The organism is Brevibacterium sp. 239c (assembly GCF_900169365.1).
In the GTDB taxonomy this organism is placed as follows: domain Bacteria; phylum Actinomycetota; class Actinomycetes; order Actinomycetales; family Brevibacteriaceae; genus Brevibacterium.
Genome location: NZ_FXZH01000013.1, coordinates 115,836 through 128,127, shown reverse-complemented (window position 1 = coordinate 128,127; position 12,292 = coordinate 115,836). Strand labels below are relative to the sequence as shown.

Below are 12,292 nucleotides of genomic sequence, written 5' to 3'. Positions count from 1 at the left end.
TGGGAAGACAGGGAGCAGAGCCAGCAGGAGGCAGGTGAGCCGTGACGATGTCACCCCGAGTTTTCGGCAAGACCGTCGATGAGCACACTCGGTGCGAGCATTATTCGACTGAACTCGACATCATCGCCATTCGCTTTGCCTGCTGCGACAGGTACTTTCCGTGCCATCTCTGCCACTCCGAATGCGCTGAACACTCGGCCCAGCAGTGGCCCCGAGAGCAGTGGAATCAGAAGGCTATTCTCTGTGGACACTGTTGGACGGAGCTGACGATCGAGGCCTACCTGGGCGTGAGCGCTTGCCCGGATTGCGCGGCGCCATTCAATCCGCGCTGTGCGGCACACGCGGACTTCTACTTCAGTTCCCAGTAGAGGCACCGCACCAAGAGACAACATCGACTCCGTTTCTGCAGGGAATGCTGACGCAGTGTTCTCATGAGGGCGTTGAACAAGCCTCCGCGCCATGACACGGTCATGCACGCCGCTTTGACCTTCGATGACACGCTGCTGATGGGATCCGATGACACTACGGGCGATGGTGGCCCCAGGTTGGGCATCGCACTGTCCTACATGGCCGCCGATCTGGCGACTGCTGACACGGTCTTCGCTGCGCTGGCCGACGGCGGCGAGATCCAAATGCCTCTTGGCCCGACGTTCTGGTTCGAAGGGTTCGGCATGTGCCTCGACCGGTACGGAGTGCCGTGGATCGTCGATACCGCCCGGTCTTCTGAAGGTTCTGGGGAGTGACTGGCCGGGGAAGAGCAACTATTGTCGAATCATGAGCAGAGCTGAGAGCCTGCGGCAGTCCGCGATGGTTGGAAGGCAATGATGGCTAACGACAGCAGCTACCCGTTCGGCACGCCGTTCTGGATCGAGACACTCCAGCCGAACGTGTCGGAGGCGGCCGAGTTCTACACTCAGCTCTTCGCGTGGGCCGTCGAGGACCCTGGTGAGGGCCCTGGTGAGAACACCAATGTGCTCGTGGCTCGGCTGGATGGGCAGAGCGTCGCTGGTATCACTCAGGCACCAGGGGCAGTTCCAGCCGGGTGGTTGATCCACGTCCTCGTCGACGACGTCGATGCCTCGATCGCCGAGGCGCAAGCTGCCGGTGGAAGCTGTCTCCTGCCGTCTGTGGAACAGAATTCGGGTGGACGAGTCGCGATCCTCGCAGATCCAAGCGGCATCCCCTTCTGCGTCAATGATGGCGAGGGCGTCGAGGGGGCCGAGATTGTCGGCGAGACCGACTCCTGGTCAATGTCCTCGCTCCATAGTCCCGACGCTCGAACGTCTCAGGATTTCTATGGTGCGCTTTTCGGCTGGGAACTCCACGAGGTGTCGGGTGCACCCTTCTCACGGTGGAGTCTCGACGGGCACACTATCGGTTTGCTCTCCGACGCCGGTGACGCCCCACCTCACTGGGCAGTCAACGTTGCCATCAGCGACGCAGACACCACCGCGGCGCCGGTTGAGTCGCTGGGTGGCACGGTCGTGCTCGAGCCCTTCGACACAGAGACCCACCGGAATGTCGTCATTGCTGACCCCGCCGGTGCCGTCCTGGCCTGCAGTGCCGAGCAGTCGAGCTGATGAAGCTGCCGTTCACCACGGCACCGTGCCTTCGTCGCTGGTGAAGGTCCCTGTCGGGCCCTCGGTTCCGCGCAGTGCCACGGTGACGATATGGGCCGCACCCTGTTCGACGGTCTTCGTTCCCTGGAAATCATTGAGTGCTGTTGATGTCATTCCCGGATCGAGGGTGTTGACCGGAATGCCCTCGGGTTCGAGCGCTGTGGCGAAGGCCAGAGAGACCGCGTGCAAGGCAGTCTTGGTTACGGAGTAGAGGCCGAACATCCGCCGATGCGGGTTTTCCGGATCGGCGTTCGCCGCCAGCGAGCCACCGCCGCTTCCGACGTTGACCACACGCGCCCCGGGCGTAGTGAGCAGCAGCGGAAGAAGAGCTTGTGTCAGCGCAATGACTCCGAAGACATTGATCTCGTACATGTCCCGCACTGTCTCAAGGGGCGCATTGGTCAGCAGTCCGGAGCGGGCTCTCTCAGGCAACGGTGTGCTGCGATCTCCGAGGAACGACACTCCAGCGTTGTTGACCAGCAGATCGAGGCGGCCGTACTCCGCGCTGATGTGTTCTGCGGCCGCCATGATGGAGTCTTCGTCGGTGACGTCGAGTTGGAGGGTGGTGGCATTGCCGTCGATCTCGGCAGCAGCCCGACGTCCGCTCTCCTCGTCTCGGGATCCCAGCAGGACGGTGAAGCCCGCTGCTGTCAGGTCCTTTGCGACCTGCAGGCCGATTCCTCTGTTCGCGCCGCTGATGAGGGCGACTGTATGTGATGTGGGCGGTGATGGGGCAGTGGTTTCTGTATTCATGCCTCCTACTCTGCCTGGTTCGTTTGGTACCTGGAATAATGCAGAGTCTGCAAATGATGCTCTATAGTTCAGACGTGGCTGGTGATCATCTCTCGGAAGTGCTCGACCTCATCGCGGTCCGTGGTGTGGTCTCCGGTGGTGCTGCCGTCAGCGGCCAGTGGTCGGCGGAATCAGATGTCGACGAGGAATTGAAATTCTGCGCGATTGTGCGCGGACAGGCCACGCTGAGCACCGATGGAATCGACTCTCCGATCACGCTGGTTGAAGGAGAAGTAACGATCCTCAATGCCCGGTCGTGGCTCTGCCTGCGTGGAGGTGCCGGTGACGGGCCGCTGACAAAGGTGGCGCAGCCATCTAATGGAGAGATCGCTCGCCTCGACGTCGCTGACCCTGAGAATTCGGACATCTTCATCGGCGGACGGATCGACCTTGATTTCGCCGGCCATGAGCTCCTCTTTGATGCGCTGCCGCCTGTGGCCCACATCCGCACCTCCTCCCCATCGTCCTCGCGCGTGAGCGGGACCATCGATCGCCTCTTCGAGGAGATCTCCTCGAAACGACCCGGCGCGGACTTCGCCGTCCGTGAGTACTGCCAACTGCTCATTCTCGACGTCCTGCGGGCGTTCGCCGATCACCCCTCCGTTCCATCGGGATGGCTGAGGCTGCTGGGAGACGATCGGCTAAAGCCTGCTCTCGACCTCATCCATGAACGCCCCGAAGTGGCCTGGGGGCTCAACGACCTCGCCCGAGCCTCAGCGATGTCGCGCACGGCCTTCGCGGTTCGCTTCCGCGAGGTCGCGGGCATGCCGCCGCTGACCTACCTCGTGCGGTGGCGGATGCTCTTGGCCAAGCGCGAACTCCGCTCAGCTGACTCGCGAATGCGACTGCTCGCTCTCAAGCTCGGGTACTCCTCGGAGAGTTCCTTCAGTTCCGCGTTCAAGCGCAGCGTCGGCGAATCTCCGCACAGGTATCGGACGCGCATGCTTGCCCAGCAGGCTCCGAAGGGGACTGCCGCCCACGTCTGACCATGCGTCAATGGGGTCTCATGGCCTGGGAGACACACTCGCGCAGCAACCTCCGACGGGAGGAGTGCGCCTCGGCGGGTTCACTGCTGTCGGCGGTGTAGACATTGCTCACCGGTGACCACGCCATCGACATCGCGATGACCATCGCCATGATGTCGAACGGGTCGCCGTCCCGGACCTGCCCCGCCTTCTGAGCAGCGGCGATGGCCGAGAGTTTGTGGTCATCGTAGTCATCGTGGGATTCGGCGAGGTGGCCCGTGGGCCGTCGCTCCAATCGCGTCCAGGTGGCCAGTCGGATGAGGTCGGGACGGCGCAGATATTCGTCGTAGAGGCGCACGGCCCAATCAGCGAGGTCCTCGGCATCGATGGGCACCGTGTTGGTGATGCTGTCGAGAGAGTCGAGGAAGATGGCGTCGAAGAGCTGGCCCTTGTCGCCGAAGTAGGAGTAGAGCTGAGCCTTGTTCGTCCGCGCTGCCGAAACAATCCGGTCGACGCGGGCCCCGGCGATGCCGTGCCGGGCGAACTCCTCGGTGGCTGCGTCGAGGATGCGCTGGTAGGTCGCCGCCCCGCGGGGGGTCTGGGGTTGTTCGGGCATGCAGTCACAGTATCAAACAGACCAGTTGGTTTGCTTCGTCCGGAGTGCGGCAGTACGCTAAATAGACCGAATAGTCTGTTTAGGGAGATCTGTGATGCGAACGACCACTGGATGGCAGGCGACTGGCTCATCGGAATTGAGTGCAGGCCTGCTGGAGCGGCGCGAACTGCGCCCGGATGACATTGCTGTGAGGGTCGACTACTGCGGGCTCTGCCACAGCGACCTGAAGGCACTGCGTGACCATGATGGTCACTCGCGCCTCATTCCAGGGCACGAGTTCACCGGCGTCGTCAGCGAGGTTGGGCTCGAGGTGGCAGCCTTCTCCGTCGGCGACAATGTCGCGGTGGGCAACATCGTCGATTCCTGCGGTCAGTGCCCCATGTGCCGGGCAGGACAGGAGAACTTCTGCCACGAGTTTCCCACCTTGACCTATGGCGGGAAGGATCGTGTCGACGGATCGACGACCCTGGGCGGGTTCTCGCGGGAGTACGTTGTCCGCGAAGATTTCGCCTACCGACTTCCCGAGGGGTTGGATCCGGCCGCGGCAGCACCGCTGATGTGTGCGGGCATCACTGTCTGGGAGCCGCTGCGCGCGTTGGATGTCAGGCCGGGTGTACGCGTTGCCGTGGTCGGCCTCGGAGGCCTCGGCCATCTCGCAGTCAAGCTCGCGGTCGCACTCGGTGCCACCGCGACCGTGATCAGCCGCACCTCGGACAAGGCCGACGATGCCCGCCGACTCGGCGCGGATGGGTTCATCGTCTCCACCGACTCTGCGCAGATAACCGCGGCGAGGGAGAGTTTCGACGTCGTCATCGACACCATCTCGGCACCACACGACATCGCGCCCTATCTCAAGCTGGTCGGGCTGGACGGGACTCTCAGCGTCCTCGGCTATCTGGGTGCGCTCACCGTGGAGGTCACCGACCTGCTCATCGGCCGAAAGAAGCTCAGTTCCGCAGGCAGCGGGGGTCGACCTTCGACCGCTGAAATGCTGCAGTTCTGTGCCGACAGCGGGGTCGTCCCCGACGTCGAGGTGCTGCCGTCTTCACAGGTCGATACGGCGCTTGAACGACTCGCAGGAAACGACGTGCGGTACCGATTCGTTCTCGACATGTCCGACCTGGATTGATCCGGCAGGATGGAGTCATGACCGAGCATCCCCAGCACCACCCGCTCATCCTCGCCGATACTGCCGAGTGGCGAGACTGGCTGGCGCGCAATGACGCCACATCAGACGGCGTGTGGCTGCTGCTGGCAAAGAAGAACGTCACCACGCCGACATCTCTGAGCTACCAGGAGGCTCTCGAAGAAGCCCTGTGCAGCGGTTGGATCGACGGACAACGTCGAAAGTTCGACGAAACGACATTCGTCCAGCGCTTCACTCCACGCCGCTCCCGCTCGAACTGGTCGAAGCGCAATGTCGAGATTGTCCAACGCTTGAGCGACGACAGACGAATGCGGGAGCGCGGTGCCGCCGAGGTCGCTGCTGCCAAGGCGGATGGACGCTGGGCCAATGCGTACCTTGGGCAGGCGCAGGTGACCATTCCCGATGATCTTCGTGATGCTCTCGCCAGGGCGCCAGAGGCCCACGCCGCGTTCGATCGGTTCACTCGTGCAGAGCGGTACTCAGCAATGCTGCCGATTCTCACTGCACGCAGCGACGAGACAAGGGCCAGGATCATCGCTCGACTCGTCGACCGCCTCGGCGAAGTCGACCAGTGACAAGGCTGAGGGCAGATTGACTCCGCCCAGAACAGCGATCTCGGTGAGTATGACGAAAGGCCGCCTGCCCGCAGGGGAATCGGTAGGCTTACTCCAATGATTCGTGGATTTCGTCAAGTGGACGTCTTCGGTACCCAGCCGTGCACAGGTAACCCGGTTGCCGTGGTGCTCGACGCTGCAGGAATCGACGACGAGAGCCTGCGCCGGTATTCGATCTGGTCCAACCTGTCCGAGTGCACGTTTGTGCTGCCGCCGACAGAGCCAGGTGCTGACTACCGAGTCCGCATCTTCAGTCTGAGCACCGAACTGCCCTTTGCCGGGCATCCGACATTGGGCACTGCCCGAGCCTGGTTGGACTCCGGCGGAGTTCCATCGACTCCAGGAGTCGTCATTCAGGAATGCGGGGCGGGGCTGGTGCCAATTCGCGTCGAGGAGGATCTGCTTGCCTTCACGCCCCCGCCTCGCCTGCGGTCTGGTCCAGTTGACTCAACGATGATGTCTGCATTGAACGACATTCTCGGCATCGACGGCCGCCACGTGATCGATTCCGAGTGGCTCGATAACGGCCCCGGCTGGGTCGGGGTTCTTCTCGACAGCGCACAGACCGTACTCGACTTGCGCCCAGACGCATCCGCGCATCCGGGACGGTGGGATATCGGTGTGATCGGAGCCCACGAGTCGGGTGCCGAGGCGGCATTCGAGGTTCGCGCCTTCTTCACTGAAGGCGATGAACCGTTGCGCGAGGACCCGGTCACGGGAAGTCTCAACGCTGCGGCCGCGGAATGGCTGATCGCCACCGACCGTGCCTCCGCTCCCTATCTTGCTGCTCAAGGCACAGCGATGGGCCGTGAAGGTCGCGTCCACATCAGTTACGACGATGGTCGACTGTGGGTGGGAGGTCGTACTGAAGTTGTCCTGTCTGGAACCATTGACTTGTGAATGCGGGGGAGTAGGGTGCGACGCGACTGGCCCGCTTAGAGAGACCCGTCCACTCAAACGGGGCTCAGCCCTTTCGGCCCCGGTGGTTCGCCTCCGGCAACTCAACATACGCGAGGTGCTGGTCTGCCGAATAGCAGACGATCTTGCCTTTGTGATTCTTGGTTTTCCTGAGGATCCCTGCCTCGGCGAGCTCGACGAGAGCCCTATGGGCAGCAGCGCGAGAGACTCCGTGCTCGACCGCCACCGAATCGATGGTGATCACCGGCTCTCGCGCTAAGCAGTCGAGGATTTTGAGGATGACCGAATCGGCCCTCGGGTGGATCGGTGACTTGCCGATTTCGCGGCGGTGCTCGGCGAGATCGAGGCGAACTGTCTGATCCAGCGCTTCGATGTCTTCGGCCAGGAGGACAGCGCTTGCGGCGGCCGCTTCGACCGCCTCGGCGAAGGAGATGACCCACTGATCAAGGTCGGCTGGGTCTTTGCGATACGCGTTCAGGCCACCGATATAGGCGTTCGTGTTGGCCGCGAAGACCGTGCTGATCGGCACGAGCACAGTACGGAGTGCATCGGAACGTTTGAGGACCGTGTGGACGAGCGCTCGCCCAGTTCGGCCGTTCCCGTCGGCGAAGGGATGGATCGTTTCGAACTGAGCATGGGCGATTGCGGCGCGGATGACCGGATTGCCCTCCGTGGCCGTGATGAACGCAGCCAAATTCGCGACGAGCCGTGGAACCTCAGCTGGTGGTGGAGGTACGAACTCTGCGCGCAGCGGGCTGTTGCCCGGGCCGCCCACCCAGTTCTGGGCTTCTCGCAGTCCAAAGGCAAGCCGCGGCTCGATCGAGTGCTGGAGGTCTTCGATGTCCTTGACGCTGGTCGCCCGAAGTGGGTCGGCGATCTCGTCGATGGCGTTTTCAGTTGCCCGTACGTTGGCGATGACATCTAGGGCCACACGATCGCCGTACTTCAGACGCTCAGCGATAGCCAGTTTCTTCGGACTGAGTCGATTGCCCTCGATCCACGAGGAGGAGATGCTTTCGGACCGGATAAGCAGATGGTTGAGGTAGGTGCTGCCCGACGAACTGATCCGCTCGTCGAGTCGAGCGAGGACGACCGCCGCTTCCTCGGCTGCATACTGTGCTTTGGCGCCGAGTTCTGGGAGCGTGATGGCAAGCTCATCGGGCAGATATGCGCGGTATGTACCTGAGGCTCTGTTCTTCTTGCTCAGCCCGGCTGGGTTCGGAGGAGTCCATCGGAGTTCGACGGTGTAGGGCATGGGGCGACCTCCTCTCGGGATGGGCCGTAAGTGTGAACACTTCGCTTCAATATTTACTTTAGTGTATCTAAAGTAAATATTGAAGCGAGTGTCTGACGTTGTTGATGTAGATTGCACATCTTGGTTGGACGGCTGGCATCGCAGTCCTGCCCCTCGAGCAGCTCCCGGATGTCATCGGCCGTCACCGTCTGACTGAAGGCCTGCCCGTTTGGACTGCGACCGTCGAAGGCCCCAGCGTCGGTCATGAGGGAGTCGAAGAGTTCAGCCTTCCTCTTCTGCGGGGCGAGGACCTTCTCCTCGATCGTGCCCTCGGCTCGATGAGGTCGAAGTCAAAGGGCAGTGGAAACTGAGGCGAGTGCGACGATCTTGCGAGTAGGTGACCTGGTGTCGTCGATAGCATCGCGCTATATTTGAGTGCATGGGACGGTTTCAAGCGCAGAATCCGGGCGAACTCATTCGCGAAGCGCGCCTTGATGCAGGACTTACGCAGACACAGTTGGCGCGGCGTGCTGGATTGCGCCAACCAAGTTTGGCTCAGATGGAATCTGGGTCCCGGAACGTTTCGGAGGAAATGCTCGATCGAGTGCTCGAAGCAGCGGACTACCGGCCGTCGCTTGCTCTGGCTCAGTACTTTGACGAAATTCTTCATATTGCTGCCTCCCGAGGACTACGCAACGTAAGAGTCTTTGGCTCGGTGGCGCGTGGGGAGGACGGTTTCGACAGTGACATCGATCTTCTCGTCACTCCAGATGAAGGTATCGATCTCTTCGATCTTGCACTCTTCATGGATGACGTTCAGCGGCTCACGGGGTTCCCTGTCGACGCTGTCGTCGACAGCGGCCCGCAGCCCGCTGGCTGGGAAGTCAAACGGGAGGCGATTCCACTGTGACTGGTGAGGAGCGCTCGAACGCGCGGTTTTCTCCGCTGCCACGGCACCGAGTGCCGAGGATCTCATCTCATGACGAGTCAAACATTCGAGAAGAGCTGAGGCGAATTCTGAATCGGGCGAAATCTGTGGCTTCCGGTGAGAGAGACGACTTCTTCGATGGAGACGCGTCTTATGACATTGCGAGCATGGTGATCATCCGGTTGGCATCGCTGACTGAGCGTTCTGAGTTTGAACCGTGGGCTCAGGTGCTCAGCCGAGATGAACTTGCTGCGATTCGAGCGATTCGGAATATTGCCGCACACGCTGGCTATGCGGTGATGAATGATGACCTGTTTTGGGACGCGGTCACTGTGCGCGTGCCCGAGATCATCGAACGGCTGCTCAGGCGCTGAACCCTTATCCCTCCAACAGCTCCCGGATGTCCTCTGCCGTCACCGTCTGGCTGAAGGCCTGCCCGTTTGGACTGCGACCGTCGGAGGCTCCGCCGTCGGTCATGAGGGAATCGAAGAGTTCGGCCTTCTTCTTCTGCAGGGCGAGGACCTTCTCCTCGATCGTGCCCTCGGCAACGTAGCGGTAGACCATGACGTTCTTCGTCTGCCCGATCCGATGGGCACGGTCGATCGCCTGATTCTCCGTCGCGGGATTCCACCACGGGTCCATGAGGAAGACATAGTCGGCCTCGGTGAGGTTGAGGCCGAACCCGCCAGCCTTGAGGCTGATGAGGAACACCGGTGCCGCACCTGTCCGGAACTCTTCGACGATTCTGCCCCGGTTCCTGGTGGAGCCGTCGAGGACGACGTAGGGAATGCCTCGGTGATCGAGGTCTTCGGCGATCTTGGTCAGGAACGACGTGAACTGGCTGAACACGATCGAGCGGTGACCTTCGGCGACGACGTCCTCGAGGCGTTCCATCAGGGCCGCAAGCTTGCTCGACGGTACGCCTTCGTGTTCACCGTCGACGATGCGCGGATCCAGCGCCAGCATGCGCAGTAGAGTCAGTGAACGGAAGACGATGAAGCGCTGCTTGTCGTACTCGCTGTCGATGAACCCGAGGATCTTCTTCCGCTCCTTCTGCAACACCCGATCGTAGAGCTTGCGATGAGCGGCATTGAGCTCGACGTTGATGACCTGCTCCTGCTTCTCCGGCAGATCCGCAGCAACGAGATCCTTGTTCCGGCGCAACATTAACGGTCTGATCCGCTTCTGCAGGCCCTTCAAACGACCCGGGTCCTCACCAACTTCGATAGGCCGAACATACTCCTTCTCGAAACGGTGGGCGCTCGGGAACAGTCCAGGTGCTGTGATGGCGAACAGCGACCACACATCGCGCAGAGAATTCTCCATCGGCGTGCCCGTCAGGGCCAAGCGGAACGGTGCGTTGACCGACTTCGCCGCCTGATGGACCTGAGAGGAGCTGTTCTTCACGAACTGTGCCTCATCGAGGACGAACCCAGCCCATTTGAGGCGAGAGATTGGGTCTTCGTCCAGTCGGAGCATCGCATAGGACATGATGATGACATCGGCACCGGCGACCACCTCGGCGAGGGCGGTCTTCCTCTTCTGAGTCGACTCGGAAACGACACGAACGTCGAGGTCAGGGGTGAACTTCGCAGCTTCCTTCGCCCAATTGTCGACCACCGAGGTGGGGGCGACGACGAGGAACGGAAGCTCTGCCTGCGCATGAACGATCAGCGCCAGAGTCTGCAGAGTCTTGCCCAGTCCCATATCGTCGGCCAGAATCCCGCCGAGGTGGCACCTGTACAGTAGTGCCAACCACCGGAAACCCTGCACCTGATAGGGACGCATAGTGACCCCACCCAGATGTGGCACCTGGGTGGCAGGCAGGTGGTCGAGGTCGAGCAGGGCCTGTGCGGACTCCTGCCAAGACGGGGCCGGAAGCGTCTCATCGGCGAGTTCTTCGAACTCCGACCACAGCCCCACGTGCAGGCGAGTGATCTTCGGGGACTCCGGCTCCCACTCGGGGATGAGATCTGCTTCAGCCAGCAGCGCTTTGAGCTTGTCGAAGGCGGGCTTGTTCAGCGACAGGAACGTGTTGTCGACGAGCTTGATCTTCTTCGTCCCCGCAGCCAGGGCCTTGTAGAGCTTGACGAAGGGGATGGGTTTGCCATCGATGGTGATCTGGAATCCCAGGTCGAACCAGTCGTTCTTCTCCGATTCGACCGAGGTGATCGTGATGTTGGGCTCCCCGCCGAGCTCGCGATAGGGCTGCTTCTTCCCGCGCGTGATGACCTTGACGTGCTCGATCTCCTCAAGCCCAGGCAGGACGTTGACGACGAAGTCCGCAGTGTCGGCGTCCGTGAGTTCCATGTCGCGGGGGTGGCCGGGCGGTTGGGTATCGGCGAGGATCGATTCGACCTGGGCAAGGACACGAGCTTCGTGTTCGAGATCGCGGTTGTCGCGGGGACTCGGCATGGGGGTCGTTGCAGTGCTTCGACCGGCTGCAGTGCTGCGGATGGCGGAGGTGCCGAGCTTCGACAGGGGCACCACGGGCAGGGTCCGTCTGGGTCCCGAGTACTCCCAGTACCACTGCAGACTCAGGATGTCTTTCGCTCCGAACGCCATGAAGAGGACCAGTCGCGGCTGATTGAACTGGGGGAACTTCACTGTGTCGTCGGTGCTGACGACCTCGGCGCTGGTGCGCAGCTGCGGGTAGTACTCCTCGAAGAACTCTTCGGCCTCGTCAACCGGGATGGTGATCGGCCCGGGGGAGTCGAACACCGACAGCGCGGATTCCGTCGTCGGTTCGGCGGCTGGGGCCAGGGTCACGGTGAAGCCTGAACGGATGTCGACGCCGAAGAACCCGTGCGTCCAGATCGGTTTGATGAGGCCGGGCATATAATCGCGTTCGTCGATGGTGGCGCGCGGCTGGACCCGTAGATGCCCCTGCACGCGGTTGACGTCGATGACTGCATTGGACTGGCGCCCGATGTGGATGCTCATGCCCTGATTGACGCCGACGAACTCGACGCCGAGTTCCCTCCCCTGAGTGAACATCTGCCACAGCAGGGGAGTGTGGAAGTCGCCGAGGTTGTACGGCGCACCATCGGGAGTGAAGTCCGTCTTGTCCCGGGTCCGCAGGCCGGCGAGCTGGGAGAACCATTCCTGGTGGCGAGGATCGGCGCCGAACTGTCGGGCCATGCGATCGATGTTGCGCCAGGTCAGAGACTTCTTCACCCAGTTGCCGGAGTCGCTGAGGACGAGCGGACGGATGGCCAGACTGGGGTCGGCGCCCGGAGTGACCTCGTTCTTGGCCAGGAGATTCGAGTGCTTCGGCTCGAACCAGGTGCGAGCCACGACCTCCACGAGTTCGAATCCCAGGGCCACAGGCGTGTGAGACTGCGGGACCGCATCGGCGAGGGGTGCGAAGGCGGCACGCCAGTCGACAGGGGCGGCAGGTCGGTTCTCGGGCACGACGCCATCCTCTCATTGGGAGCTGACACTGCTTGCCAGTGATCG

Annotated in this window: 13 protein-coding genes; 9 read left to right on the top strand and 4 right to left on the bottom strand. The window is 61.9% G+C overall.

Annotated features, from left to right (window positions below):
* Positions 1-47: 47 nt before the first annotated feature.
* From BSP239C_RS13065 to BSP239C_RS13055, 3 genes are all read left to right on the top strand, one after another.
* Positions 48-368 (top strand): CHY zinc finger protein, encoded by a 321-nt coding sequence (locus tag BSP239C_RS13065; protein ID WP_101573551.1) that lies wholly within the window; start codon positions 48-50, stop codon positions 366-368.
* Positions 369-431: 63 nt separating this feature from the next.
* Positions 432-743 (top strand): hypothetical protein, encoded by a 312-nt coding sequence (locus BSP239C_RS13060; protein WP_145997450.1) that lies wholly within the window; start codon positions 432-434, stop codon positions 741-743.
* 78 nt (positions 744-821) lie between these two features.
* The gene (locus BSP239C_RS13055; protein WP_219618901.1) at positions 822-1,580 is read left to right on the top strand and encodes a VOC family protein; all 759 of its coding nucleotides are present in this window, start codon (positions 822-824) and stop codon (positions 1,578-1,580) included.
* A 12-nt stretch (positions 1,581-1,592) separates the two neighbouring features.
* Here the strand turns inward: BSP239C_RS13055 and BSP239C_RS13050 are convergent, their stop codons facing one another.
* A complete protein-coding gene (locus BSP239C_RS13050) occupies positions 1,593-2,372 on the bottom strand; it encodes an SDR family NAD(P)-dependent oxidoreductase (protein ID WP_101573547.1) in 780 nt (259 codons plus the stop codon).
* A gap of 74 nt (positions 2,373-2,446) precedes the next feature.
* Between BSP239C_RS13050 and BSP239C_RS13045 the strand changes: the two genes are divergently transcribed.
* Positions 2,447-3,397, top strand: coding sequence for an AraC family transcriptional regulator (locus BSP239C_RS13045; protein ID WP_101573576.1), 951 nt, complete (start codon positions 2,447-2,449; stop codon positions 3,395-3,397).
* A 7-nt stretch (positions 3,398-3,404) separates the two neighbouring features.
* On the opposite strand, the gene BSP239C_RS13040 is transcribed toward BSP239C_RS13045, so the two are convergent.
* The gene (locus BSP239C_RS13040) at positions 3,405-3,992 is read right to left on the bottom strand and encodes a TetR/AcrR family transcriptional regulator (RefSeq protein ID WP_101573545.1); all 588 of its coding nucleotides are present in this window, start codon (positions 3,990-3,992) and stop codon (positions 3,405-3,407) included.
* A gap of 94 nt (positions 3,993-4,086) precedes the next feature.
* On the opposite strand from BSP239C_RS13040, the gene BSP239C_RS13035 reads away from it, so the two are divergent.
* The 3 genes from BSP239C_RS13035 to BSP239C_RS13025 all read left to right on the top strand — a co-directional run bounded on the left by BSP239C_RS13035 (position 4,087) and on the right by BSP239C_RS13025 (position 6,653).
* A complete protein-coding gene (locus BSP239C_RS13035) occupies positions 4,087-5,121 on the top strand; it encodes an NAD(P)-dependent alcohol dehydrogenase (protein WP_101573544.1) in 1,035 nt (344 codons plus the stop codon).
* A 17-nt stretch (positions 5,122-5,138) separates the two neighbouring features.
* Complete coding sequence (locus BSP239C_RS13030) at positions 5,139-5,714, top strand: YdeI family protein (protein WP_101573541.1); 576 nt, start codon at positions 5,139-5,141, stop codon at positions 5,712-5,714.
* Between the two features lie 96 nt (positions 5,715-5,810).
* On the top strand, positions 5,811-6,653 hold the full coding sequence (locus BSP239C_RS13025) for a PhzF family phenazine biosynthesis protein (RefSeq protein ID WP_101573539.1): 843 nt from the start codon (positions 5,811-5,813) through the stop codon (positions 6,651-6,653).
* Between the two features lie 64 nt (positions 6,654-6,717).
* On the opposite strand, the gene BSP239C_RS13020 is transcribed toward BSP239C_RS13025, so the two are convergent.
* Positions 6,718-7,926 (bottom strand): Fic family protein, encoded by a 1,209-nt coding sequence (locus BSP239C_RS13020; protein WP_101573537.1) that lies wholly within the window; start codon positions 7,924-7,926, stop codon positions 6,718-6,720.
* A 418-nt stretch (positions 7,927-8,344) separates the two neighbouring features.
* On the opposite strand from BSP239C_RS13020, the gene BSP239C_RS13010 reads away from it, so the two are divergent.
* Complete coding sequence (locus BSP239C_RS13010) at positions 8,345-8,815, top strand: helix-turn-helix domain-containing protein (RefSeq protein ID WP_101573532.1); 471 nt, start codon at positions 8,345-8,347, stop codon at positions 8,813-8,815.
* 185 nt (positions 8,816-9,000) lie between these two features.
* The gene (locus BSP239C_RS13005; protein WP_101573574.1) at positions 9,001-9,207 is read left to right on the top strand and encodes a toxin-antitoxin system, antitoxin component domain protein; all 207 of its coding nucleotides are present in this window, start codon (positions 9,001-9,003) and stop codon (positions 9,205-9,207) included.
* 4 nt (positions 9,208-9,211) lie between these two features.
* Here BSP239C_RS13005 and BSP239C_RS13000 read toward each other — a convergent pair whose 3' ends face one another.
* On the bottom strand, positions 9,212-12,247 hold the full coding sequence (locus tag BSP239C_RS13000) for a DEAD/DEAH box helicase (RefSeq protein ID WP_101573530.1): 3,036 nt from the start codon (positions 12,245-12,247) through the stop codon (positions 9,212-9,214).
* Positions 12,248-12,292 lie beyond the last annotated feature (45 nt).